At 68.5% G+C, this 24609-nt stretch carries 24 protein-coding genes; 11 read left to right on the top strand and 13 right to left on the bottom strand.

Features of this window, described 5'->3' with window-relative positions:
* Window positions 1-13: 13 nt before the first annotated feature.
* Window positions 14-907, bottom strand: coding sequence for a helix-turn-helix transcriptional regulator (locus tag AC1DNG_RS05170; protein ID WP_476849959.1), 894 nt, complete (start codon window positions 905-907; stop codon window positions 14-16).
* Between the two features lie 144 nt (window positions 908-1051).
* Between AC1DNG_RS05170 and AC1DNG_RS05165 the strand changes: the two genes are divergently transcribed.
* Both AC1DNG_RS05165 and AC1DNG_RS05160 read left to right on the top strand, forming a co-directional pair.
* Window positions 1052-2095 (top strand): NAD(P)-dependent alcohol dehydrogenase, encoded by a 1044-nt coding sequence (locus tag AC1DNG_RS05165; RefSeq protein ID WP_476886795.1) that lies wholly within the window; start codon window positions 1052-1054, stop codon window positions 2093-2095.
* Between the two features lie 87 nt (window positions 2096-2182).
* On the top strand, window positions 2183-2590 hold the full coding sequence (locus AC1DNG_RS05160) for a (R)-mandelonitrile lyase (protein ID WP_476886794.1): 408 nt from the start codon (window positions 2183-2185) through the stop codon (window positions 2588-2590).
* A 107-nt stretch (window positions 2591-2697) separates the two neighbouring features.
* On the opposite strand, the gene AC1DNG_RS05155 is transcribed toward AC1DNG_RS05160, so the two are convergent.
* Window positions 2698-3018, bottom strand: coding sequence for a GYD domain-containing protein (locus AC1DNG_RS05155; protein ID WP_028275942.1), 321 nt, complete (start codon window positions 3016-3018; stop codon window positions 2698-2700).
* A gap of 228 nt (window positions 3019-3246) precedes the next feature.
* Between AC1DNG_RS05155 and AC1DNG_RS05150 the strand changes: the two genes are divergently transcribed.
* Complete coding sequence (locus AC1DNG_RS05150) at window positions 3247-3576, top strand: antibiotic biosynthesis monooxygenase family protein (RefSeq protein WP_028275943.1); 330 nt, start codon at window positions 3247-3249, stop codon at window positions 3574-3576.
* Window positions 3577-3627: 51 nt separating this feature from the next.
* Here AC1DNG_RS05150 and AC1DNG_RS05145 read toward each other — a convergent pair whose 3' ends face one another.
* Both AC1DNG_RS05145 and AC1DNG_RS05140 read right to left on the bottom strand, forming a co-directional pair.
* Window positions 3628-4230 (bottom strand): DUF6919 domain-containing protein, encoded by a 603-nt coding sequence (locus AC1DNG_RS05145; protein WP_223914749.1) that lies wholly within the window; start codon window positions 4228-4230, stop codon window positions 3628-3630.
* On the bottom strand, window positions 4231-4770 hold the full coding sequence (locus AC1DNG_RS05140) for an SRPBCC family protein (RefSeq protein ID WP_476849954.1): 540 nt from the start codon (window positions 4768-4770) through the stop codon (window positions 4231-4233).
* Window positions 4771-5053: 283 nt separating this feature from the next.
* Between AC1DNG_RS05140 and AC1DNG_RS05135 the strand changes: the two genes are divergently transcribed.
* Complete coding sequence (locus AC1DNG_RS05135) at window positions 5054-6037, top strand: ABC transporter substrate-binding protein (protein ID WP_476886793.1); 984 nt, start codon at window positions 5054-5056, stop codon at window positions 6035-6037.
* A 170-nt stretch (window positions 6038-6207) separates the two neighbouring features.
* Here the strand turns inward: AC1DNG_RS05135 and AC1DNG_RS05130 are convergent, their stop codons facing one another.
* Genes AC1DNG_RS05130 through AC1DNG_RS05100 form a run of 7 tightly spaced genes read right to left on the bottom strand, consistent with a single transcriptional unit; the run spans window position 6208 to window position 13891 of the window.
* On the bottom strand, window positions 6208-7653 hold the full coding sequence (locus AC1DNG_RS05130; protein ID WP_476886792.1) for an NtaA/DmoA family FMN-dependent monooxygenase: 1446 nt from the start codon (window positions 7651-7653) through the stop codon (window positions 6208-6210).
* 10 nt (window positions 7654-7663) lie between these two features.
* Window positions 7664-8824 (bottom strand): LLM class flavin-dependent oxidoreductase, encoded by a 1161-nt coding sequence (locus AC1DNG_RS05125; protein WP_476886791.1) that lies wholly within the window; start codon window positions 8822-8824, stop codon window positions 7664-7666.
* On the bottom strand, window positions 8821-9708 hold the full coding sequence (locus tag AC1DNG_RS05120; RefSeq protein WP_476886790.1) for a DUF1684 domain-containing protein: 888 nt from the start codon (window positions 9706-9708) through the stop codon (window positions 8821-8823). The genes AC1DNG_RS05125 and AC1DNG_RS05120 overlap by 4 nt, the downstream gene beginning before the upstream one ends.
* A complete protein-coding gene (locus AC1DNG_RS05115; RefSeq protein WP_476886789.1) occupies window positions 9692-10852 on the bottom strand; it encodes an LLM class flavin-dependent oxidoreductase in 1161 nt (386 codons plus the stop codon). The genes AC1DNG_RS05120 and AC1DNG_RS05115 overlap by 17 nt, the downstream gene beginning before the upstream one ends.
* Window positions 10849-11922 (bottom strand): ABC transporter substrate-binding protein, encoded by a 1074-nt coding sequence (locus AC1DNG_RS05110; RefSeq protein ID WP_476886788.1) that lies wholly within the window; start codon window positions 11920-11922, stop codon window positions 10849-10851. Before AC1DNG_RS05110 ends, AC1DNG_RS05115 begins: the two co-directional genes overlap by 4 nt.
* A 14-nt stretch (window positions 11923-11936) precedes the next feature.
* Window positions 11937-12797: an amino acid ABC transporter ATP-binding protein gene (locus AC1DNG_RS05105; protein WP_476859542.1), complete on the bottom strand. Its 861-nt coding sequence runs from the start codon at window positions 12795-12797 to the stop codon at window positions 11937-11939.
* Window positions 12794-13891 (bottom strand): amino acid ABC transporter permease, encoded by a 1098-nt coding sequence (locus AC1DNG_RS05100; RefSeq protein ID WP_476886787.1) that lies wholly within the window; start codon window positions 13889-13891, stop codon window positions 12794-12796. The genes AC1DNG_RS05105 and AC1DNG_RS05100 overlap by 4 nt, the downstream gene beginning before the upstream one ends.
* 241 nt (window positions 13892-14132) lie before the next feature.
* Between AC1DNG_RS05100 and AC1DNG_RS05095 the strand changes: the two genes are divergently transcribed.
* The 3 genes from AC1DNG_RS05095 to AC1DNG_RS05085 all read left to right on the top strand — a co-directional run bounded on the left by AC1DNG_RS05095 (window position 14133) and on the right by AC1DNG_RS05085 (window position 17383).
* The gene (locus AC1DNG_RS05095) at window positions 14133-16139 is read left to right on the top strand and encodes an FAD/NAD(P)-binding protein (RefSeq protein ID WP_476886786.1); all 2007 of its coding nucleotides are present in this window, start codon (window positions 14133-14135) and stop codon (window positions 16137-16139) included.
* Complete coding sequence (locus AC1DNG_RS05090) at window positions 16136-16726, top strand: GNAT family N-acetyltransferase (RefSeq protein WP_476886785.1); 591 nt, start codon at window positions 16136-16138, stop codon at window positions 16724-16726. Before AC1DNG_RS05095 ends, AC1DNG_RS05090 begins: the two co-directional genes overlap by 4 nt.
* Window positions 16727-16807: 81 nt before the next feature.
* On the top strand, window positions 16808-17383 hold the full coding sequence (locus AC1DNG_RS05085) for a LacI family DNA-binding transcriptional regulator (RefSeq protein WP_476886784.1): 576 nt from the start codon (window positions 16808-16810) through the stop codon (window positions 17381-17383).
* 5 nt (window positions 17384-17388) lie between these two features.
* On the opposite strand, the gene AC1DNG_RS05080 is transcribed toward AC1DNG_RS05085, so the two are convergent.
* Window positions 17389-18492: a bile acid:sodium symporter family protein gene (locus tag AC1DNG_RS05080; protein ID WP_476886783.1), complete on the bottom strand. Its 1104-nt coding sequence runs from the start codon at window positions 18490-18492 to the stop codon at window positions 17389-17391.
* A 243-nt stretch (window positions 18493-18735) separates the two neighbouring features.
* On the opposite strand from AC1DNG_RS05080, the gene AC1DNG_RS05075 reads away from it, so the two are divergent.
* Together AC1DNG_RS05075 and AC1DNG_RS05070 are read left to right on the top strand one after the other, a co-directional pair.
* Window positions 18736-20256, top strand: a complete 1521-nt coding sequence (locus AC1DNG_RS05075; RefSeq protein WP_476886782.1) for a SulP family inorganic anion transporter — start codon at window positions 18736-18738, stop codon at window positions 20254-20256.
* Between the two features lie 126 nt (window positions 20257-20382).
* On the top strand, window positions 20383-20667 hold the full coding sequence (locus AC1DNG_RS05070) for a DUF1540 domain-containing protein (protein ID WP_028275954.1): 285 nt from the start codon (window positions 20383-20385) through the stop codon (window positions 20665-20667).
* Window positions 20668-20838: 171 nt separating this feature from the next.
* Here AC1DNG_RS05070 and AC1DNG_RS05065 read toward each other — a convergent pair whose 3' ends face one another.
* Window positions 20839-21945 (bottom strand): GTP pyrophosphokinase, encoded by a 1107-nt coding sequence (locus AC1DNG_RS05065; RefSeq protein WP_223914734.1) that lies wholly within the window; start codon window positions 21943-21945, stop codon window positions 20839-20841.
* Window positions 21946-22200: 255 nt separating this feature from the next.
* Here AC1DNG_RS05065 and AC1DNG_RS05060 point away from each other — a divergent pair, with 255 nt between their 5' ends.
* Both AC1DNG_RS05060 and nhaA read left to right on the top strand, forming a co-directional pair.
* Window positions 22201-22998: an alpha/beta hydrolase gene (locus AC1DNG_RS05060; RefSeq protein WP_476886781.1), complete on the top strand. Its 798-nt coding sequence runs from the start codon at window positions 22201-22203 to the stop codon at window positions 22996-22998.
* 138 nt (window positions 22999-23136) lie between these two features.
* A complete protein-coding gene (gene nhaA, locus AC1DNG_RS05055; RefSeq protein WP_476886780.1) occupies window positions 23137-24504 on the top strand; it encodes a Na+/H+ antiporter NhaA in 1368 nt (455 codons plus the stop codon).
* Window positions 24505-24609 lie beyond the last annotated feature (105 nt).

Below are 24609 nucleotides of genomic sequence, written 5' to 3'. Positions count from 1 at the left end.
CGGCCTGCCCCGGTTAGGCCTTGTCCACCGTAAAAGCCGCCCCGGCCTCCTTGACTTGCTGGTTGGTCGCGGCCCAGCTGGCCAGCAGCCGCAGCGCATCTTCCGACGCGGAGCCGGGCTCGGCGTTGTAGACCAGCAGGGACAGCCCGGCGTCGGCGGAGACGTCCATTGCCTCGTACATCAGGTGGAGATCCCCGACCACCGGGTGGTGCAAGTGCTTGAGCCCGGTGTAGTGCTGGCGCACGTTATGCGCCGCCCACAAGGTGCGGAATTCCTCGCTCCGCGTCGATAGTTCCCCGACCAGGTCGGTCAGCCCGCGGTCGTAGGGGTCCCGGCCGGCCTCGGTGCGCAGGATCGCGACGGTGTCGCTCGCCGCACGGCCCCAGTCCGGGTAGAAGCTGCGCGATCGTGCGTCAAGGAAGATGAACCGGGCATGGTTGGCCGGGCGGGCCGGACCCGCGTACATGTCCGAATACAGGGCATGGCCCAGCGGGTTGGCCGCAAGGATGTCCATGCGTCCGTTCCGCACAAAGGCGGGCGCGTTGGCGATGGCGTTCAGCGTCAGCTGAACGCTGCGCCGGACGGACTCCGCGGGACGGGGACGACGGCGGGTCCGGCTGCCCGGGGCCGCTGCCCGGGCCAGATCGAAGAGGTGGGCCCGTTCGGCGTCGTCGAGTTGCAGGGCCCTAGCCACAGCGTCCAGCACCCCCTCCGAAACGCCGGACAGGTTTCCCCGCTCCAGCCTCGTGTAGTACTCGACGCTGACGCCGGCCAGCATGGCGACTTCCCCGCGGCGGAGTCCGGGGACCCGGCGTTTCGCGCCGTAGATCGGCAATCCCGACTCTTCGGGGGTGATCTTGGCCCGGCGCGAGGCAAGGAACTCGCGGGTCGCCTCTCGATTATCCATGCCATCAACGTTAGGCCTTTGGGCTCTCTGAGGGAGGCCCTGCCAGTACCCCTATCAGCAGAGACTCCCTCACGGCTGCGTTACCGGGTTTGATGGATGGTGTTCCGTTGAACAACCCCCAACGATCAACAAGCAGGAGATTCATTGCCTACCGTCAACGCTTACGCATCACCGTCCGCGACCGAGCCGCTCGCCCTCACCACCATCGAGCGCCGCGACGTTGGACCGCACGATGTCCTGATCGAGATCAAGTACGCCGGGATCTGCCATTCCGATATCCACACTGTCCGCGGCGACTGGGGCCTGCAGACCTATCCGCTGGTTCCCGGCCATGAAATTGCCGGCATTGTCACCGAGGTGGGCACGGCCGTGACCAAGCACGCCGTCGGTGACCGGGTCGGCGTCGGCTGCATGGTCAACTCCTGCGGCGAGTGCGTCAACTGCCAGGCCGGCGAGGAGCAATACTGCCTCGCCGGGAACACCGGCACCTATGGCGCCGTCGACCGTGACGGCACCATCACCCAGGGCGGCTACTCCACCCACGTCGTTGTGACCGAAGATTTCGTGGTCACCATTCCCGAGGGCATCGAGCTCGACGTCGCCGCGCCGCTGCTGTGCGCCGGCATCACCACCTACTCGCCGCTGAACCACTGGGGCGCGGGTCCCGGCAAGAAGGTCGCGATCGTCGGACTCGGCGGACTCGGCCACATGGCGGTCAAGATCGCCCACGCCATGGGCGCCGAGGTCACGGTCCTCTCGCAGTCGCTGAAGAAGCAGGAAGACGGGCTGAAGCTGGGCGCGGACCATTACTACGCCACGAGCGACGAGAACACTTTCACGGACCTTGCCGGCACTTTTGACCTGATCATCAACACGGTCAGTGCCGCGATCGACATCAGCTCCTACCTGCAGCTGCTAACCCTCGACGGCGCACTGGTCAACGTCGGCGCCCCCGCGGAACCGCTCCCGGTGAACGCGTTCGCCCTGATCATGGGCCGCCGTTCCTTCGCCGGCTCGATGATCGGCGGCATCCGCGAAACCCAGGAAATGCTCAACTTCTGCGCCGAGCACGGCCTGGGCGCCGAAATCGAGGTCATCCCGGCCGCGAAGATCAACGACGCCTACGAGCGCGTCCTGGCCTCCGACGTCCGCTACCGCTTCGTGATCGACACCGCGACCCTGAACTAGGACGCAGCAGCGCACGAAGAACCCCGGGAGTGGGCGGACGCGGCCTCCGGTCGCGCCCGCCACCCGACAAAAACACCCTGTGAGGAAATGACAGTGGAAATCCAAGCCAGGAAGCCAAGCGTCAAGGGACCGGCGCAGATGTTCACCGGCGACGTCTGGTTTGACGTCGTCGCGGCCCCGCAGCCCGAACCGTCCCGCATGCGCGTCAACGCGGTGCACTTTGCCCCGTGCGCCCGCACGGCCTGGCACTCGCACGCCGTCGGACAGACCCTGCACGTCACCGAAGGTGTCGGCCTGGTCCAGGCCCGCGGCGGCGAAGTGACCGAAATCCGCCCCGGCGACACGATCTACACGCCGCCGGGCGAATGGCACTGGCACGGGGCCGCGCCGGACCATTTCATGACCCACCTCGCGATGTGGGAAGCGCCAGCAGAGGGCGCGGAGTCCGAGTGGGATGACCTCGTGACCGACGAGGAATACAACGGTGCCAAGTAGCACGACCGCCAGGCAGTTAGCGCGGCTGCGCTAAAACATCCGGCGCTGCCGGTGCGGGGCCAGCCCGGGGGACTGGCCCCGCACCGGCACGCCGGGCACCGTGTGGGCTATTGCCCGGGGGCCCGGTACGACGGCGTCTTCTTGGCTGCCGCGTCGAGATCCTCTGCTGACATGAGCGGTTTCATGTGCAGGTTCACGGCGCCGGTGGAATTGATCATCAGTGACAGGGCGACGGCGTCGGCCTGGTCGGGGATATCGAAGACTCCGACAACGTCGGTCTCCCCGAAAGCGTAGTAGAAGCTTTCCAGCGAGCCGTCCACCGATTTGAGGGCTTCGACAACGGCATCACGCCGTTTGGTGCCGCCCTCACGCATGAGTCCCTTGATTCCGTCGCCGACGTAGTTCGCTTCGAACAGATATTTGCTCATCGTTTTTCCTATCCTGTGTTCGCCCGGGACATCGGCATCCGAACGTGTGCCCGCTCCCAACGATGGAAGGTCCGAGGCTGGCCCCAGAGTGGGGGTCTGCCCACATGCTAGGCCTTCCACTTCACCCTTACAACGGTTCATTTGCGGCCACAACCGGGCTCCGGGCGGTCCGGCACTACCGCCGGCCGGAGGACAGGAACATAATCGGCGTATCAACCCGTACGGACAATGGAGGCGATCGACGTGTCTGTTTATACGCTCGGAATCTGGCTGGTGCATCCCGGCCGCGAGAACGATTTTGTGCAGGCCTGGCGGGATCTGGCCAGGAAGACGAAGGAAGACTTTCCCAACGCCAAAGCCGTGTTGATGCACGATCGCGACGTCAAGAACAGATTCATCAGCACCGGCCCGTGGGAGTCCCTGGAACAGATTGAACAGTGGCGGGATTCTGCCCTGTTCAAGCAGGGCCTCGAGGCAATGAAGGACATGCTGGAGCATTTCGAGGCGCGCACCCTGGACGAGGCCGCGAGCATCGGGTGGGATGCGACCGATATGTGAATTTACCGGGAACCGGGTCGCCGCCGGCAGCGCGGCGCGCGTTCCCGCCGGCTAAGCGGCCTGCAGCGCCTCGAGTACGGCGGCCAACAGGACATCGTTCCGGCCCCAGACGGGGTCGAAGATTTCCACGTACCAGGCATCCGCCAGGACCAGGGCCAAGGTCTCGTTGGTCTCGGCTGCCCAGTCCCTGAGCTGGTCCTCCCCAACGGGCCCCTCGCTGCTGCCGAGCAAGGTCGCGACGTCGTCGTCCTGTACGGTCACCGGGATGGAGACGCTGCTCGCCTCGCCGGGGTCGTGGACGACCGTCACCAGGCCGGTCCGTGCGGACAGGGCCAGGAGTGCCGTCGCCGCCTCCGGGCCGCAGAAGGCCGTCACGTAGGCGCGCTGCGCGAGGCCCCCGGCCTGAACGCCCGGCTGCGATTCCTTGGTGAAGAGCCCGTTGCGGTTTAGCCGGGCGAGCTCTCCGGCGATGGCCGCGGTCTCCTCGTCGAACCCGGGCGCGAAGACTCCCGGCTGGTATTGGCTGTTGCCCTCCAGCCAACGGGCGGTCAGTTCGCCGGCCGCCGGGATCGTGGAGGCCTGCCGCCAGACTTCGCGGTCCGCGAGAAGCCGGCCGAAGCTGTCCCGTTCCGTCGTGAACCTGGCCTCTGACATTTAGGCCTCCTGTGCTGTGGGGTGCGGGGTGGACTGCGCCGTGAGATGTGGGGTGGGGTGCGTCTGCGGGGCGTGGTGCTGCAGGAGGACGGACAACCGTTCGCAGCTGATCCGCAACGCCTCCAGTTCACGCCGGCTGTAGTCCTCGATGATCGCACGGATCCGCTCGGTGAGGTGCTCGTCGTCGACCTCGAACTCATGGTTCAGCGTGACCACGGAGAGCCCGTCCGCCGGCAGGATCGCCCAGTCGCCGCCGAGCTCCCGGAACGGGGGCTCGAGGTCCAGCTGGTGGAACTGGGCGCGGTGGCTGGCGGTGTCAAAGACGCGCCAGCAGTGGCTTGAACTGAGTGAGCCGTTGGACACCACGGACGTGCGCAGCTCGTGGCCGGCGTCGTCGCCGCTGACGCGCTCCGAGTACACCGTCAGGCCCTCGAGGTAGGGCCAGTGTGAGGCGTCGCGCAGCATGCTGAAGACAAGGTCCGCCGGGGCGTTGATGCCGAGCCGGTGCGTGGTCCGGTGCGTTTGCTGGTGCGTGCTCACTGACAAGTTCACCCCTCCTGTGTCGTGCTGTCACCTTGCAGGTCTTCTATGCAGGCTAGGCCAGTTGCGGCCTGCCGTGAACAATTCCGTCCCGTCGCGTCACGCAGGGCAATCTTCGGTAACACAGGGCGTCCGCAGGCAGCGTCCGCGGACGCCGGATGAACGGGTATTACCGCCTGTATCCCTTGGTTTCACCCGGTTTCACGGCGCTTTGACCGGCTCTCCCGGGCCCCGGATAGTTGCTGGCACCAGCACCATTTCAGTCCACTCTCAAGGGGAGAACATGTCCAGTCTTTCGCTTAAATCAGGCGCCGCGGTCGCGTTGGCGGCCACCACTGTCCTGGGTCTGGCGGCCTGCTCTGATCCCGGCGCCGCCGCTGCCGGCGGCCCGTCGGCGGCGCCGTCGTCGTCCACCGGGGTGAAGCAGTTCAACCTCTCGCCGCAGCAGGACCGCGTCAAGGCCACGGTGGATGCCGCGGCCGCCGCGCTCGTCCCGGAAGCCGTTAAGAAGGACGGGAAGCTGACCGTGGCGGTGAGCCCGTTTGCTGCGCCGCTGGCCGTTTACGGCACGGACAACAAGACCCCGGTGGGCAACGAGGTGGATATCGCCGTCGCTCTGGCCGAGTCCCTGGGCCTGGAGGCAGACATTGTCCCGACGGCCTGGGCCGACTGGCCGCTCGGCGTCGATTCCGGCAAGTACGAGGCTGTGCTCTCCAATGTCACCGTCACGGAGGAGCGCAAGCTCAAGTTCGACTTCGCCAGCTACCGTGAGGACAAGCTCGGCTTCTACGCCAAGGCGGACAGCAGCGTCACCAAGGTCGAATCGGCCCCGGACGTCGCCGGCAAGCGCGTGATCGTCGGTTCCGGCACCAACCAGGAGGCAATCCTGCTGCGCTGGGATGAGGAGAACAAGAAAAACGGCCTCAAGCCCGTGGAGTTCCAGTATTACGACGACGACTCCGCCTCCCAGCTCGCCATCCAGTCGGGACGGGCGGACCTCACGTTCGGCCCCAACGCCACGGCGGCCTACAAGGCGGCATCCGACGCCAAGACAAAGCTCGTGGGCCTGGTCGACGGCGGCTGGCCGCTGAAGGCCAGCATCGCCGTCACCACCAAGAAGGACAACGGGTTTGCCGCAGCGGCCCAGGCCGGACTGAACCACCTGATCCAGGACGGAAGCTACGCCAAGATCCTGGACCGCTGGGGGTTGTCCGCGGAAGCCGTCGCGAAGTCGGAGCTGAACCCGGCGGGCCTGCCGAAGAAGTAGCCTGCCCTAAATCCAACGCGGGGTCACATCGCGCCCATCCCGGAGAGGATTATGGGCGCGATGTGACCCCGCGTTGGTTGTCTGAACGGTGCCGAAAGCCAACGAATCCCCGCCGGGAACGTCTCCGGCGGGGATTCGTTGTGCCTGCGTGGTGAAGCAGCGGTGATCGTCTAGGCCTGTGCCGTGACGGAACCTGAATCGATGCCGGCCTCGACGCTGGCACCTGTGCGCACCGGCACGGCCAGGCCGAGGTTCTCCCGCAGCGTGCTGCCCGCGTACTCCGTGGGGTACACGCCGCGCTCCTGCAGTTCCGGCACGAGGTGGTTGACGATGTCGTCGAGGCCGGACGGGATCAGCCACGGCGAGATGTTGAAGCCGTCGACGGCGCCGGTCCGGGCATACTCGCTGAGCCGGTCCGCGACCTCGGTGTACGAGCCGGTGAAGGTGGAGTCGCCCCGGCTGGTCTTGGCCGAGACGAATTGGCGGATGGACAGGCCCTTCTCCGTGGCCTCGGCCCGCCACTGGTCGGCCAGCTGGCGTGCCTTGGCGCCGTGGAAGCCGCTGCCGCGCGTTTCGGAGGTTTCCTCCACCACGGGGTCGATGTCCGGCAGCGGGCCGTCGGGGTCGTAGCCCTGCAGTTCCCGGCCCCAGAACTGTTCGAGGTACGCGATGGCCTGCTGCGGGCCGATCTGCAGACTGCGGACCCAGGCCTTCTTTTCGAGGGCCTCCCGCGGCGTGGCGGCGAGGATGAACTCGCTGGCAGGCATGATCTTCACGTCCTGGGCGCCGCGGCCGGCCCGGAGGGTGCGCTCCACGATGTCGCGGCGGAACTCCAGGGCGTCATCGAGCTGCGGGTGCGCGGAAAAGATGACGTCCGCCTGCCGGGCGGCGAAGTCCCTGCCCGCGGGCGAATCCCCGGCCTGGAACAGCACCGGCCGGTACTGGGCGCTGCGCGGCAGCCGCGGGGTGACGTCGACGGTGTAGTGCCGGCCGGTGTGGCGCACCCGCCGGACCGCGCCCTCCGCCGACCACCGCTCGGCGGAGGCCGAGTCCGCGACGGCGCCGTCGTCCCACGCGTCCCAGATCCGCTTGGCGGTTTCCACGAAGGCCTCGGCATGGGTGTACCGGTCGGCGTGGTCCAGGTAGCCGCCGCGGCGGAAGTTGGCGCCGGTCCAGGCGTTGTCCGTGGTGACGATGTTCCAGGCCGCGCGGCCACCGGACAGCAGATCCAGCGTGGAGAGCCGGTGCGCCAGGTCTGCGGGGTCGTTGTACGTGGTGTTCTGGGTTGCGACCAGCCCGATCTTGGTGGTCACCGCGGCCAAGGCGGCGAGGGCGGTCTGCGCGTCGGGACGGCCGGCGACGTCGAGCGCGTGCGGGCGGCCAAGATGCTCGCGCAGCCGCAGGCCTTCGCCGAGGAAGAACGCCGCGAACAGGCCGCGCTCGGCGGTTTGGGCGATGTGCCGGAATGATTCGAAGTCGGTCTGGGAGCCGGACTCGGCCGCCTTCCAGACGGTTCCGGAGTTGACGCCCTGGAAGAACACGCCCAGCTGGAGCTGACCAGAGGGGATGAACCCGGACGCGGTGAATTCAGCGGCGGGGTGGGTGCTGTGGCTCATGGTGGGCTCCTTAGTTTTCCGCGCCGGGGGCGCTGGATGCGGCGGCGTAGCGGCTGGCTGGCCGTGCCAGCCCCAGCTGATCGCGGAATGTGGCGTCCGGGCTGGTGGGGGCGAGGACCCCGCGCCGGCGCAGTTCGGGCAGCACCAGCCGCGTCAGTTCCTCAAGATCCGTGTCCAGCACGGCGGGGTGCAGGCGGACCCCTTCGGCCCAGGCCAGCACCTCGGTGAGCAGATCTGTAAGCCCGGCCGCCGAGCCGATGAACTGTGCGCGCGGGCTCTGCCACGGGGTGTGGCCGTTCAGCCCGGCCAGCCGCTGGGCGGCGGCCTGGCCGCGGGAGTCCAGCACGACGTCGAGCTCGGCGATCAGCGCGGGCCCCTTCCCGCCGGCGGCGAGGCCTGCGCGCGTCGCCGCGAGCTCGGCGGCCAGGAGCCCGGGCGTCGGGGCCGAAACCAGCAGCGCGTCCGCTGCCCCGGCCGCGACGGCCTCCGCGGCGAGGAGCCCGGCCGGGGCCAGGACGGGCAGCTGGCCCTGGGGCGGCCGCGGAATGATCGACGGACCCTTGACGGAATAGCTGCCGTTTTCGACGTCGATGTAATGCAGCTTGTCGACGTCGAGGTAGCGCCCGGTGGGGACGTCGCGGATCACGGCGTTGTCCTCCCAGGAGTCCCAGAGCCTGCGGCCGACCTCGATCGCATCGGCGGCCTCGCGGGCGAGCCGGTCCCCGCGCATGGTGTCGCGTCCGACGGCGGCGGCATCGGCCGCGCTTGATGAAGCGGATACCAGCCAGCCGGCCCGTCCGCCCGAGACATAGTCCAGGCTGGCGAGCTGGGTGGAGATGTGGAACGGCTCGGTGTAGGCGGTGTCCACTTCCGGAATCAGTGCGAGGGAGCGGGTCACGGGGCCGGCGAACGCGGCGCGCTGCAGGGCGTTGAGCCGGGCCGCGGCGTCCGGGTGCCCGGGGGCCGGCAGGCCGGGGTCGGAAAACGTCGCCGCGTGGAATCCGGCGGACTCGGCGGCGAGCACGGCGCCGCGGAGGTGTTCCGGGCCCAGCACGGACGCGGGTGCTGTGTGGGACACCCGCCACGCGGCCGGGTGGCTGCCGGCGCCGTCGAGCTCCAGCAGGAGCAGGCCGAGTTCGCGGGGCCCGTTCTTGGCGGGATGGGTGCTCATGATGCGTCCTGTCGTTCGTAGGGGATCTGTTCGCCGGCCTCGATGGCCACCGGCAGGCGGTTCTCGGCCGGCGGCAGCGGGCACGTGGCGAGGTCTGTATAGGCGCACGGCAGGTTCACCGCCCGGTTGAAGTCGAGCCAGACCGTGCCGTCGGGGCCCGGAGCCGCCACGGTGAGCGAACGGTTGGCCGCGTAGGTGCTCTTGCCCGAGGTCGCGTCCGTGAAAAGGACAGACAGCGTGCCCGGAGCGTGGCCGTTGAATGCGGTGAGGCTCAGGTCCTTGCCGCGGAGCCGGAAGTGGATTTCCCCCGGGGCCTCGTAGACGTGGTGGATTCCTTCGACCGCCGCGCCCACGGTGGTGGGCCGCGGTTCGGCGAACGGGACGAATATTCCTGAAATGGCATATTCAGCGGTGGGGGCGTAGGCGGGCGTGCCGCGGTAGCCGGTGAGCAGCGGGTTCAGGGGATGCCGCGGCCGCACGACATAGCGGCCGCCGCGCTTGGCGAGCTCGATCACGGTATGGCCGGCGCCGGCATCCTCCACCCGCAGGTTCAGGCCGTCGCGCTCGGGAATCGGGCCGAGGAACACGGTAGCTCCGGTCCCGTCCGGGTTCAGTTCCTGCCCGTCGCGAAGGACGCGTTCGCCTGCCCCCAAAGCCAGGCGGACTGCGCCGTCCTCGACGCTCCACGTGCCCGGGGCGCCGTCCAGCAGGGCGGGTGAGGCATCGAGCCAATGCAGGTGCGTAACGGCGAGGAAGCCGTGGGGGTCGGCGCGGTGGCGTTCGTGCGCGGCATGCCAGTCCGCCCAGGCGGCTTGGAATTCATTGTCGGGACGGCGGTCGGGACGAATGTCAGGACGGCTGTCGGTGTCAGCGGGCGTGGACATGGGAGCTCCTGTGGTGGTTGTGGTCGGCTGTGACGCGGGCGGCGGCGTCGGTCTCAGTAGTGCCGGCGAATGCAGGCCGGCCGGCGTGCGGGTCGCCGTCGGCCCAGAGCGTGGTGGGCGCGGCGGCGCGGACGGCCGGAATGATTTCGAGGGCGAAGCGCTCGAGGATTTCCAGCTGCTGGGCGAAGGGCAGTGTGGTGGGCAGCGAGATGGACTGCAGGTCGTGGCCGTAGAGCGCGTGGTAGCTGAGGATCTTGTCGATCACCTGCTCCGCGCTGCCCACCAGGGCCGGACCGTCGGCGACGGCGTGGTCGATGTCCCGGTAGGGGGAGTTGTTGCCGGGAACGTTCCGGCCGGTCGTGAGGGCCTCGTAGACCGGGCCGAACTGCCGCTTGGCCTCCTGCGTGGTGTCCGCGATGAACACCCCGCCCGCGCCCGATCCGGAGCCCAGGTACTGGTGCCGGGGATCGTGGCCGTGGCGCGCGTATTCCTCGCGGTAGTGGTCAATGAGCACCTTGTAGTTTTCCCGCGGCTGGATCGCGTTGGCCGTGAACAGCGGATCGCCCCACTGCGCCGCCAGCGCCGCCGAGGCCAGGCTGGTGGCGGAGCCGTGCCAGACCCGCGGCGCCCCGGCGAAGGGCCGCGGCGTCGTGGTGGTGGGCTCCGTCAGCGCGGCGCGGAACCTCCCGGACCACGTGACGTTTTCCTCGGTCCACAGCTGGCGGAGCAGGGCATATTTCTCCGCGAGGAGCTCCCACTGGTCCGCCAGGTCCAGGCCGAACAGCGGGTACTGCAGCACCTCATTGCCCTTGCCGATCACCAGTTCCAGCCGGCCGCGGCTGAGCTGGTCGATCGTGGCGTAGTCCTCGGCGACCCGCACCGGGTCCAGCACGGACAGCACCGTCACGCCGCTTTGCAGCCGGATCCTGGTGGTGACGGCGGCGATGGCGGCGAGCACGGTGGTGGGGGAGGAGGAGATGAACTCACCCGCGTGGCGTTCCCCGACGGAGAAGCTGTCGTAGCCGAGGCCCTCCGCCCGGCGCGCGGTCTCCACCACCTGGTTGAGCCGGTCCGCGGTGGAGACGATCTCGCCGGTGATCGGGTTCTTCAGGTGCGGGATGATGTCGAGGATCTGGAACCTCACTTGCTGATCCCGGTCTGGGTTTTCCCGGTCTGTGTTTTCCCTGCAGGGCCGGCGCCGAAGTTGCCCTCAGTGACGGTCGTGGACTCGGGAAGGGCTTCCTCGGAGAGTCCCCAGCGGTCCAGGACCTTGGCGTAGGAGCCGTCCTTGATGGCGGAGTTCAGGGCGTCCGTGATGGCCGGGGCCAGGCCGTTGCCCTTGAGCGTGGTGGCCGCGACCAGGGTCTCGGACGGCCAGCCGGCGTTGACCTTGCCCACCACCTTGAGGTCGTCGCGGGTGTTTTCCCGGTACGTGACGGACGGGTAGGGCGCGAGGTTCAGGTCGGTGCGGCCGGAGGACAGCGCCAGGATGGTGTCGGCGTCGGAGGAGTAGTACTGCAGCACCGCGGGCGCCTTGCCCTTGGCCTCGAGCTCCTTGTTCCAGGCGATCAGGATCTTCTCCTGGTTGGTGCCCGAGCCCACCGAGATCTTCAGCCCGGAGATGTCATCGGAGCCCTTGATGTTGTAACCGGAGCTCTTCTTCGCCTCGAAGCCCATGTACGCGGCGCGGTAGCTGGAGAAGTCGAAGAGCTTCACGCGGGCGGCATTGATGCCCACATTGGAGAACACGGCCTCGAAGTCGCCGGACTGGGTCTTCAACGGCCAGTTCTCCCAGGAGGTCACCTGGACGTCCAGGTCCAGGCCCAGCTTGTCCGCGACCAGCTGGGCCAGGTCCACCTCCACGCCGATCGGGGTCTTGTCGTCCGTGGCGTGGAAGGACAGCGGAATCGCGCCCGCCGTCGTCGCGACGGTCAGCTTGCCGTCCTTGCCGATCAGCGCGGGGACCTTCGCGGCCAGGGATGCGTCCTTCTCGGCCCGGATCCGCTGCTGGTCCGGCGAGGTGTTGTAGACGACGCCGTTGCGGGCAGCCGTCGTCGCCGGCTGCCCGCCGGACGCGGCAGATGCGCCGGGATCCGCGCAGCCACTCAGGGCCACGGTGCCGGACAGGGTGCCGATGAGGACGACGGCGGGAAGCGCCGCACGCGTCCGCCGGGGACCAGTACTCGCGCGGGCGGTGCGGAGGGCGGAGCTCATTGCCATGGGGTTCCTTAGATGTTGAAAGCGGGTTCGATGACTTTGGAGAAGAAGCTCCGGGTGCGAACTTCGCGCGGGTTGGTGAAAATTTCCTGGGGTGTGCCTTGCTCGACGATCTGGCCCTGGTCCATGAACACCACCGTGTCGGCGACGTCGCGGGCGAAGCCCATCTCATGCGTGACGATGATCAGCGTGGTGCCGGACTTGGCCAGCCCGCGGATGACGTCCAGGACCTCGTTGACCAGTTCCGGGTCCAGGGCCGACGTGGGCTCGTCGAAGAGCAGGATCTTCGGGTCCAGGGCAAGCGCCCGGGCGATCGCGACGCGCTGCTGCTGGCCGCCGGACAGCTGGCGCGGGTAGGCGCCGGCACGGTCCTTCAGGCCCACGCGGTCCAACAGTTCCAGCCCGCGGTCGCGGGCCTCGGTCTTGGAGAGCCGGGGTTTTCCGGTCCGCGGCGCGACGATCGGTGCCTCGGTAACGTTTTCCAGCGCGGTCAGGTGCGGGAAGAGGTTGAAGTTCTGGAACACCATGCCGATCTCGGTGCGCTGCTTCAGGATGTTCTTTTCGCGCAACTCGTGGAGCCGGCGCCCGCGGACCTCGTAGCCCACCAGCGTGCCGTCGATCGCGATGAACCCGGCGTCGACCTTTTCGAGGTGGTTGATGGTGCGCAGGAGGGTGGATTTGCCGGATCCGGACGGTCCGACGATCACGGCGACACCCCCGGGCTCGACCGTCAGCGTGATGCCCTTGAGGACTTCCGCGGCGCCGAAGGACTTGCGGACCTTCGTGATCTCGACAAGGCCGCGGGTGGTTACGGCGTCCGTGGCAGCGGCCGCGGACGGGGTCTGGGTGGTCGTACGGAGTGCGGTGCTCATCGGGTGCCCCTTTCCTGGTTCGATTCCCGGGCGGCGGGCGTATGGATGGCGAGGAATTTGCGGGCCTTCTGCAGCGGGGTCAGGGGCAGCGTGCGGACCGCGCCCTTGGAGTAGTGCCGCTCGATGTAGTACTGGAAGACGCTCAGGACCGAGGTGATGACGATGTACCAGAGCGTGGCCACGAGCAGCAGCGGCAGGACCTGCTGGGTGCGGTTGTAAATGACCTGGACGGTGTAGAACAGCTCGGAATAGGCCAGGACGTAGACGATTGAGGTGCCCTTGACGAGGCCGATCACCTCGTTGAAGGCGGTGGGCAGGATGGCCCGCATGGCCTGGGGCAGGACGATCCTGGTGGAACGCCGCCAGGCCGGGATGCCCAGGGCGGTTGCGGCCTCGAGCTGGCCCTGGTCCACGGACAGGATGCCGCCGCGGATGATCTCGGCGGAGTAGGCGGCCTGGTTCAGGGTCAGGCCGAGGACTGCAGCGGCGAACTGGCTGATCAGGGTGGTGGTCTGCGCTTCAAAGAAGCGCACGTCCGTGAAGGGGAGCCCCAGGCTGATTTTCTCGTAGAGGTAGCCCAGGTTGTACCAGAGCAGCATCTGCACCAGCAGCGGCGTGGACCGGAAAATCCAGGAGAACGTCCAGGAGACGGAGACCAGCAGGGGCGACGCGGACAGCCGCATCAGCGCCAGGATGAACCCCAGGATGAAGCCGAGCGCCCCGGAGATCGCCGTCAGTTTCAGGGTCTCCAGCAGGCCGTTCACGATCGACTGCGCCGTGAACCACTGCGCCACCACGCCCCACTCCCAGCGCGGGTTGGTGGCCAGCGACCAGGCAATGCCGGCCACGCCCACGGCGACGACGGCGGTGCCCACCCAGCGCCACGGGTGGCGGGCCGGGACCAGCCGGTAGTCGGCGTAGTCGGTTGCGGCCTTGCGGCCCACCGAACCGGAGCCGACTGTTCCGGCCGGTGCGCACTCGCCGGCGGGTACGGGTCCTGCGGGCCGGACCTCCGCGGTCTCGGGTGCGGATTCGATGCCGGCGGACGCCGGCTCCGGGGCGGACTGTGCCACCGGGGTTGCTGTTGAACTCATGCGCCACCTCGCTTCTTCCAGTTGCTGTGGGGGTAGTTGGCTGCCAATCTAGGGCCGTGCGAAAACGCGCGGCAAGGCGGCAGGTTGCATACGTTCACGCAGGTTCGCACGGCGTCACACGACGAATTCTTGCCTCGATTTACGTCGCGTTACGCGGGGTGAACGGCCGTGACCGGCGCCTCGACCGGCTCCATTTCGGGTGCCTAGCATGAGGGCTCCGCACCCGAGCCAGGAGACCGTCATGCCAGTGAATGCCCGATCCGTGGTCCTCATCGGCGGCGGCCCGCGCGCGGCCGGGCTGCTGGAACGCCTCGCCGCCAACCGGCCGGAGCTGCTCGACGGCGCCCTGCAGATCCACGTCGTGGAGCCGCACACCCCGGGTGCCGGCAGGATCTGGCGTTACGAGCAGCATCCCGGGCTGATGCTCAACTCCGCGGCGGCGGACGTCACGATGTTCACGGATGCCTCCGTCCAATGCGAGGGACCCGCAGTCGACGGCCCCGGCCTGGCAAAGTGGGCCGCCGGGGCCCTGGACGGGTCCATCGCGGATGTTCCGGAGCTGCCGGCGGAACTCCGGCGCCAGCTGGCCGCCCTCACCGGTGCCAGCTTCCCCACCCGGCAGCTGCAGAGTGTCTACCTGGAATGGTTCTTCCGCCGCTCCGTCGCTGCCCTCGGACCGGACACCACCGTCACCGTGCACCGGGACACGGCATCCGCCGTCGAACCGGTGCAGCATGAAGCCGACCAGGGTCCGGAACGCTACCGCGTCCGGCTGGCCGGCGGCGCGGTGCTGCCCGCCGACGTCGTGATCGCCTCCCTGGGGCACACGGATTCGCTGCCCAATGAGGAGTCTGCGGCGTGGGCCGGTTTTGCCGCCCGGCACGGTGCGTTCCACGCGGCGCCCAGCTACACCACCGACGTCGACTACTCACCCCTCGCCGCCGGCCAGGACGTGATTGTCTCCGGCATGGGCCTGGCCTTCGTGGACCTGCTGGTCCTGCTCATGGAGGGCCGCGGCGGCAGATTCGAGGAGCTGCCAGGCGGCGGCCTGCGCTACGTGCCCTCCGGTGCCGAGCCGCGGCTGTGGGCCGGCTCCCGCCGCGGCGTGCCCTACCACTCCAAGATCACGTCCGCCCTGCGCGGCGACGCAGCGGGCGAGCCGGCGTTCTTCACGGCCGACGCCGTCACGGCGCTGCTGGATGCGCCTGGCGAGGTGGACTTCCGCGCCCAGCTGTGGCCCCTGATCGCCAAGGACGCCGGTTACGCGTACTACCGCGAGCTGTTCACCGGCTACCCGGAACGGGTCCGGATCGGCTGGCGGGAATTCGCCGAACGGTTCGCCGCTGCGGACTGGTACAGCCAGGAGCGCCGGCGGCTCGTCGCCGGGTCCGTCCCGGACGTAGGGCTCCACCTGGACCTCGAACGGCTGGACCATCCCTTCGCCGGCCGCGTTTTCGCCGGCCACGCAGACTTCCAGTCGGCGGTGGCAGCGTACATTGGCCGCGACCTTGAGCTGCGCACCGGGCCGGACCATTCGGAAACCCTGGCCCTGTTCACTTCCTTGCTGAAGTCCTACATGGACCTGGGCCGGCTGGTGCCGTCCGAGCGGCTGAACGCACGATCGCAGCGGGAGGTCCAGAGCTGGTGGCACGGCTTCTTCAGCTTCGTGGATTCCGGGCCGCCGCCGCGCAGGCTGCGGGAGATGCTGGCGATCCACCGGGCCGGTCTGCTGCAGTTCATTGGCCCGGGACTGGAGATCGAGGCCGCGGAGTACTCGGGCCGGTTCGTCGCCCGCTCGGCCCAATCCGGGATCAGCGTGTCAGCGCCGGCCCTGATCGAGGCCCGGCTCCCGGCGCCGTCGGTGGCCCGCTCCGCGAACCCGCTGCCGCGCCAGCTGCACGCCTCCGGGCTCGGCACTGAACAGCAACTCCTCACTGCCGACGGCACGCACGCGACCGGACGGCTCCTGGTGTCCGCCCACAACGAGCTCATCAGTCCGGTGGGGGAGCGGCGCGAACGGCTGTTCGGCGTCGGGCCCGGTACTTCCGGCTGGGGCGCCGGCGCCTTCGCCCGGCCCGGCACCAACGCCGCGCCGTTCCGCGAAAACGATGCCCTGGCCCGGCGAGTCCTGAACCTGCTGGCGAACCCCAACACCGGCCCGGCCGACAGCGGCCTGGCGAACAACGATCAAACGGACGCCGGCCGGGCGGTGCCGCAGGCCGCCGCCGGCGGAAAGGACCCGTCATGACCCCGTCCCCACTACACACCCCGCCCGTGGACACCGCCGCGCTGACGGTCCTCAATCTCCCCATGAGCGATGCCAGGGTCCGTCCGCTCCTGGACGAGCTCGCGCTCGAATACGACACCCGCTACGGCAGCCTCTTTGGCCGCGGGGCCGCCGCGGAGGAACTCAACCGTTACCCGGCCGAGGAATTCGCCGCGCCGGGCGGGGCCCTGCTGATTGTGCGCGAGAACGGCGAATCCGTGGCCGGCGGCGCGTTCCGCCGGCACGGCCCGCAGACCGCCGAGTTCAAGCGGATCTGGACGCATTCAGCGCACCGCCGCCGCGGACTGGCCCGGTTTGTCCTTGCCGAGCTGGAGGCGCTGGCCGGCCGTCGCGGCTACCGGAAGGTCTACCTGACAACCGGCCCGCGCCAGCCGGAGGCGAAACACCTCTACCTGAGCACCGGTTACGAGGCACAGTTCGATCTCTCCGCCGACCCGGAAACCATCGGGCCGCTGGCATTCACCAAGGACCTGCCCGCCGCAAACCCCGCCGCGCTCCCCGCCGCGCTGCTTGGTCGGCGTGGGCCGGGAACCGGCGCTTCGGGCTAGAGTTCACACAGGGGGTCTGCCCTAAAACAACGTTTTCACGAGCCGCCGCGGACCCGGCGGAGAAACAGCCGGGAGTCATCAGTGCGGCCTGGATCCAAGCCCACCATCCGCGATGTCGCGCAGACGGCCGGGGTCTCCCTGACCACCGTCTCCTATGTCCTCTCCGGCCGCTCCGGCGGTACCACCCGGATCAGCGAAGCCACCCAGGACCGGGTGCACGCCGCGGTCCGTGAACTTGGCTATGTGGCCAACAGTGCCGCCCGGGGAATGCGCCGGGGCCGGACGGAGTTGGTGGCCGTGGCCGTCCCGGACCTCGAGCAGCCCCGGGACAGGGCCATCGCCACGGTGCTGGCCAGGATCCTGCCGGAGCACGGCTACCAGTCGGTCATCCTGCTGGGCGGGAACTGGCGGCAGTTCATGCTCTCCGGCGGAGCCGACGGCGTGATCCACACCAGCGCGCCGAAGGCGGACGACGATTCCGGTGCCATGGCAGAGCCCGCCGGCCGCGGCACGCCCCACGTGTTCATCACGGACGACGCCGGGCCCGGCAGCCTTGCTGTCCAGGACGGACAAGAGGTGGTCCCCGCCGGCACGGACACCCCCGAGATCCTGGCCGGGCGCGCCGTCACTCTGCTGCTGGCACAGTTGCGGGGTTAGGACCCTTAGGCTTTCAGCGCGGCCTCCGGTGCCGCGTCCTGGGTTGCGGCCTCCGGTGCGGCTTCCGGGGTTGCGGCCTCGGGTGCGGCTTCCGGGGTTGCGGCCTCCCGGAAGGGACGCCGGGCCAGCCACGCGGCCACGATCGCGCCGGAGACGTTGTGCCACAGGGAGAAGACCGCAGACGGCAGCGCCGCCAGCGCGCCGAAGTGCGCGGTGGCGAGGGTGGCAGCCAGGCCGGAATTCTGCATCCCGACCTCGAAGGCGAGGGCCCTGCGCGCCTTGTCATCCAGGCGCCCCAGCTTGCCGGCCAGGTAGCCCAGACCCAGGCCGAAGCCGTTGTGCAGCACCACGGCGAGGAACACGATGCCGCCCGCGGCGACGATCTTGCTGGCGCTGCCGGCCACGACAATCGCGACGATCAGGGAAATCACGACGGCCGAGGCCCACGGCAGCGCGGGCAGGACCTTGGCCACGAGCTTCTTGAGGAAGAGGCGGGCCAGCAGTCCGGCGATGACCGGCAGGAGGACGGTCTTGACGATGTCCTGGACCATGCCCCCGGCGTCGATGTTCAGGTACGAGCCGGCCAGGAACAGCACCAGCAGCGGCGTCACGATCGGCGCGATCAGGGTGGACACGGAGGCGACGGCCACGGACAGGGCGACGTCGCCCTTGGCGAGGAACGCCATCACGTTGGAGGCGGTGCCTGACGGCGCGCAGCCCACCAGGATCAGGCCCACCGCAAGCTCCGGCTCGAGGTGGAGGCCGACGGCGATCAGCCAGCCGGCCCCCGGCATGATGAGGTAATGCGCCACGATTCCCAGGGCCACGGCCCAGGGCCGCTTGGCCACCGACGCGAAATCGGGCGGCGTCAGCGTCAGGCCCATGCAGAACATGATGATGCCCAGCAGGAAGGGCACGCTGGGGGCGAGGGGTTTGAACGCGCCGGGGAGCAGGAAACCGGCGAGCCCGGCCACCACCACAAGGACCGGGAAGACCGTCACCGCGATGCGGGCAATCTTTGCCTCGGCGGCGAGGGCGGGATTGGCCGGGACGTCGGCGGCAGTGCCCGCGTCCCGGGCGGTATTCGAAGTTTTAGTTGCCTCAAGCATCCAAGAATGGTGCCACCGGCGTCCACGGGGTGGCCACTTCGTGACCACCTGTCGGACAAATATGTCAGATTTTTATGCCGCCGTGCGGGCAGGAGTCCGACGGGTAGGGTTCATTGCGTGGGTGAGCCCGAAAAGGCGAACTCCCCACCCCGGCGCGACGCAGCGCCCCACCTTCCCTGAATTCTGCACATTCTTTGACATCTGGAGGCCGTTCGGCCTCCTTGACCACGAACGGAGCCAGCGATGGCCACCAGTATCGGCGCGCAGGCCCCGGCCGCCACGCCCGCGCAACTGCAATCGGTCCGAGGCGCCTTGACGTCCCCGCGACGGCTCAAGACCGAGGTTTTGGGCGGCCTCGTGGTGGCACTGGCTCTGATTCCTGAGGCGATCGCCTTCTCGATCATCGCCGGCGTGGACCCGAGGATCGGGCTCTTCGCGTCCTTCACGATGGCAGTGACCATCGCCTTCGTCGGCGGCCGTCCGGCGATGATTTCTGCGGCCACCGGCGCCGTCGCCCTGGTGATCGCCCCACTGGTGAAGTCCCACGGACTGGATTACCTTGTGGCGGCGGTGATTCTGGCCGGCATCTTCCAGATCGTGCTGGGCCTCTCCGGCGTGGCGAAACTGATGCGGTTCATCCCCCGCCCGGTCATGGTGGGGTTTGTGAACGCCCTGGCCATCCTGATCTTTCTGTCGCAGGTGCCTGAGCTGATCGGCGTGCCCTGGCTGGTCTACCCGCTCACCGCGCTGGGCCTGCTGATCGTCTTCGGCCTGCCCAGGCTCACCAAAGCCGTCCCCGCACCCCTCGTGGCCATTGTGGCCCTGACGCTCATCACGGTGACGGCCGCCGTCGTCGTTCCCACTGTGGGGGACAAGGGTGCACTGCCGGACTCGCTGCCCTCTTTGTCACTGCCCAACGTGCCGAACACGTTCGAAACGTTGCAGGTCATCTTCCCGTTCGCGCTGGCCATGGCCTTCGTGGGCCTGCTCGAATCCCTCATGACCGCGAAGCTCGTGGATGACATCACGGACACGCGTTCGGCCAAGACCCGCGAGGCCTGGGGGCAGGGCGTCGCGAACATTGTCACCGGCATTTTCGGCGGCATGGGCGGTTGCGCAATGATCGGCCAGACCATGATCAACGTCAAAGCCTCCGGCGCCCGGACCCGGATCTCCACCCTTCTGGCCGGCGTCTTCCTGCTCATCCTCGTGGTGGCACTCGGAGACATTGTGTCCCTCATCCCGATGGCCGCGCTCGTGGCCGTCATGATTTTCGTATCAGTTGCCACCTTTGACTGGCACAGCATCCGGCTCGCCACCCTCAAGGCCCTGCCCAAGAGCGAAACCGCCGTCATGGCGGCGACGGTGGTGGTCACCGTTGCCACGCACAACCTGGCAATCGGCGTCGGCGTGGGCGTACTCGTCGCGATGGTCCTGTTCGCCAGGCGGGTGGCCCACTTCGTCACCGTCGAGCGCACCGTGACGGAACACGACGGCGGCCGGGCCACGTATCGCGTGGACGGCGAGCTGTTCTTCGCCTCCGCGAATGACCTCTACACCCAGTTCGAGTACGCACTGGACCCCGAACGCGTCGTCATCGACATGCGCGACTCCCACCTGTGGGACACCTCCACGATCGCCGCTTTGGATGCCATCACGGAGAAGTACCGGCAGCACGGCAAGAGCGTCGACGTCGTGGGCCTGAACCAGGCCAGCGCCCTGATGCGCGAACGTCTGGCCGGCAAGCTCGGCGCGGGGAACTGACGGGGCGGCGCGACCGGTCGGGCCGGTATTAGGTCACACGTTTGGGTCTTTTTGTTTGCCTTGGTGCGGCCTAGCGTGGATTTACGGTGCCGCCCGTCCGGGTGGCCGGAGCATGGAGGAAATCCAATGACGACGCACGTAGCCGACTGCAGCGTGAGCAATTGCTCCTTCAATGACCACTCCCACTGCAACGCGGCCGCCATTACCGTCGGCGGCGCCGCAGATCATGCCTCCTGCGCGACCTTCATAGACATCGGGGTGCACGGCGGGCTCCCCAAGGTGCTGGCCGACGTCGGCGCCTGCCAGCGTTCCGAGTGCACCCACAACGACCATCTGATGTGCAAGGCGCCCGAAGTTCATGTGGGTCCGGGCGTCGACAACGCCGACTGCCTCACCTACGCCCACACGTAGCCGCACCCGCCGTCCGCGTCCATCGACCATCCGCCCCGCTGGCGCTGAAATTCCCCACCTTTGGTCGCCGCACCCGGCGTGTCGGGCCGAACCGCCGGTGAGGCCCGGCGTCGCTGGTTCAAAGGTGGGGAGAATCGGTGGTGGCAGAGGGCATCCGCTGAGGCAGGCGCGCTAGCCCTGGGTGAGCCGGTACCGTTCGATCTGCTTGAGCCGCCGCAGGAGGCTGTCGCGCCGGGGGTGCGGGACGGCGTCGGCCGGCTCGGCGGTGAGCTCGATGTGCTCGGTGCCGTACTGCCACAGCAGCAGGTCATCGAGGAGCCGGTCCGGGCCGGGGGAGTAGCGGTGGTCCAGGGCCTTGCGGACCTCGGTGATCCGGTTGGCGCTAAGCAGCCCGGCGAGCTGCATGGTCTGGTTGAGGCCGTGGGCGGCCATGAGCTCCGCGGCCCAGCCCCAGTCGTCGTCGACCTTCCGGTCCACGTGCGGCAGCAGGGTCCGCCAGACGTCGCGGATCCGGTTGGGCGTCAGCTGCGCGGCACCCTCACCGTCCATGTCCCAGTAGCCGCGGACCTCCTCGTAGCGTTCGTGCAGGTCCGAGAACGCGCTCTCCACGGTCTCCAGCATGGCGGCCGTCGCGGTGAACTGGCGGTCGAAGTGCGGGGTCCAGGCCCGCGGGTCCTCGGCCTTGAACCGGATGTCGTGCTCGATCTCGCTCCAGGCGTGGGCGAAGACGGTGCGGATCTGGCACTCGAAGAAGTAGCTGCCATTCGGCGGGACGTCCGGGTTGAAGGCCAGCTGGTAGTCCTTGACGGCCTCGTTCTGGATGGTCCGCAGGATCAGGTGCCGGCTGGAGTAGCCGTATGTGCCGGACTCGATCGAGCCGATGTCCTTTTCCCGGTCCCCCCGGCAGTCAAAGAGCTGGCGCTGGCGCTTGATCAGATTCGCCACCACCGCGTTTTCCGCCGGCAGCTTCGTGATCACACGGATTCCCACCATGTCATTCAGGGTCCGGAACGGGTCCGGGAACTTCAGCACAGGTGGCCCGCCCGGCTCCAGCGGTTCCTCAATGCGGGAAATCTTCTCGCGGAATGATTCAACGGTCTTGGTGCGTCCGGTGACGAACAGCGGCGTGACTTCGGTGTCCTTGAGCATGGTCCGCAGCGTGAGCAGGACCTCCCGGGTGACCAGCTTCAGGGCAGGCCGGACCCGCTCGTACAACTCCACGTTCTCCTGCACGGAATCGCGCAGGCTCACGTCCAAACGGTCCCAGTTGCTCGCCATGGATCCAGCTTACGGCGCACCAACGACACCGGCCCGCAGGCTGGCAACGCCGGGCACGCCCGCAGGCAAGGGCAGCGCAGCAGGCAAGGGCGGGGTCCGGCATGCGAGGGGTCCGGCCTGCGCTGGGCCGCTTGGTGCCCAAGGTAGGCTCAGCATATGGCTGAAATGCGGCGGCGGACTATGATCGCGGCCGCAGCGGCGGTGACTCTGGGGGCAGTCTCCGCCGCCTGTTCACCGGGCCCCAAGGAGGACGCTGTGAAGAGGCACAAGTACCAATATGGCGAGGACCCCAGCCAGTGGGGTGAGCTCTTCCTCCCGGATATTGCCGCGCCCAAGGGCGTGGTGGTGGTGATCCATGGCGGGTACTGGCGTTCGCAGTACGGCGCAGAACTGGGGGAGCCCCTTGCCAAGGACCTCGCCGCGCACGGCATGGCGGCCTGGAACCTGGAGTACCGGCGGGCCGGCAACGGCGGAGGCTGGCCCAACACGTTCGCCGACGTCCTGGCCGGCATCGACAAGCTCGGTGAACTGGCCGACGAGCACGGGCTGGGACTGGACCGCGTGGTGGCCCTGGGCCACTCGGCAGGCGGCCACCTCGCCGTCTGGGCGGCGGGACGCCGCCGGCTCGCGGGGCTTGGTGCCCCGGACGCGGACCGCCAGCTGACGCGTCGGGGCGACGACGACGGCGCGGTGCAGCTCACCGGCGTCGTCAGCCAGTCGGGGGTACTTAACCTCGCGGCCGCCGAGCGGCTCAACCTCAGCAACGGCGCCGTCAGCAACTTCCTGGGCGGCTCATCGGAGAAATATCCCAAACGGCATAAATTTGCCGACCCCATGAGTGCGGTACCGCTGGGCGTGCCCGTATATGCCGTTCACGGCACGGAGGACGATACCGTGCCGGTGAGCCAGTCCGAGACCTACGCCGGCGCAGCCAAGGCCGCCGGCGCGCCGGTCCAGCTGCTCAAGGTCCCGGGCGACCACTTCGCGCTCATCGACCCAAAGGCACCCGCATACCGGAAATGCCGTGAACTCGTGCAGCAGCTGCTGGTCTGAAGTCCGCCCGGCGGCCGGGATGGGGGGCCCCGGTGTCCCCGATGGCATCCCCTGGCCGGCGAAAGCGAATAGACTGGAGCGCAGGTGCGCCGGGAAGTCTGGTCGGCATAGTTCCGTCGACCCCATTTTGAGGACCCCATGAGCGCCCTGCCCCCTTCGCCAACACCGCCTCCTCCTTCGCCGCCCCGCCTCACCATTTTCGGCCGGGGCAGCTATGCCGAGGCCCTGCGGATCGGCGAGATCCTCCGCAAGGAAACCGTGGGCGGGGCCCTGCTGGTCGCCGCGGCGATGGTGGCCCTTATCTGGGCCAACTCACCGGCCTCGGAGAGTTACTTCGCACTGCGCGACTTCACCATCGGCTACGCGCCCTGGCATCTGGACCTGAGCCTGGGCGCCTGGGCCGCCGACGGACTGCTGGCCATCTTCTTCTTCCTGGTGGGGCTCGAACTCAAGCGCGAGTTCGTCGCCGGCGACCTGCGCGAGCCGAGCAAATCCGTGGTTCCGGTGGCCGCCGCCGTTGGCGGTGTGGCCGTTCCGGCACTCATCTATGCGGCCATCAACCTCTCCGGTCCCGAAACGCTGCACGGCTGGGCCATTCCCACCGCCACCGACATCGCCTTCGCCGTCGCGGTGCTGGCGCTCATCGGTTCCCACCTGCCCAGTGCGCTGCGGATCTTCCTGCTGACCCTCGCCGTCGTCGACGACCTCCTGGCCATCGCCATCATCGCGATCTTCTACACCAGCGATCTCCACCCCGAACCGTTCCTGCTGGCCCTGCTCCCGCTGGGCCTCTACACGTTCCTGGCGCACAAATACCGGCGGTTCTTCGGCACGCACGCAGCCGCAGCCTGGGTGATCCTGCTGCCGCTCGGCTTCGCGACGTGGGCCCTCGTGCACGCATCAGGAATCCACGCCACCGTGGCCGGCGTCCTGCTCGGATTTGCCATTCCCGTCAAACGTTCCAAGGCCAGCGGCGGCCCTGAAGCCGGCCCGGGCCTGGCGGAGATTTTCGAACACCGGTTCCGCCCCATCTCGGCCGGGATCGCCGTCCCGGTCTTCGCGTTCTATTCCGCCGGGGTGGCCATAGGCGGCTGGCAGGGCCTCGGCGCCGCCCTGACGGACCCCGTGGCGGTGGGCATCATCGTGGCGCTGGTTGCCGGAAAGCCGGCGGGCATCCTCGGCACCACATGGCTCATCACCAAAGTCACGCGGGCCCGCCTGGACGGGTCCTTCAAGTGGATTGACGTCTTCGGCCTCGCCATCCTCGCCGGCATCGGTTTCACCGTCTCGCTGCTGCTTGCCGAGTTGAGCTTCGGCCAGGGCACTGCGCATGAAGACCACGCGAAGGTAGGGATCCTCGCGGCCTCACTGCTCGCCGCGCTCCTCGCCACCACGGTGCTCCGGACACGCAACCACCAGTACCGGCGTGCGGAGGAGGCGGAACAGGTCGACTCGGACCACGACGGCATCCCGGACGTCTACCAGCAGGACCGCCCCGCAGGCTAGGTTGGCAGGCCGGGCCGACGGGCTATATTTAGGGGTGTGGCGGGAGGGGCCGTCCGGAGGGTCAATGATACCCCAAGGGGTATCATGATTGAGCTGGAATACGCG

This window comes from Arthrobacter sp. 01T425, assembly GCF_056398725.1.
The sequence above is the reverse complement of the archived record's forward strand: the minus strand, read 5'-3'. Positions and strand labels throughout refer to the sequence as shown.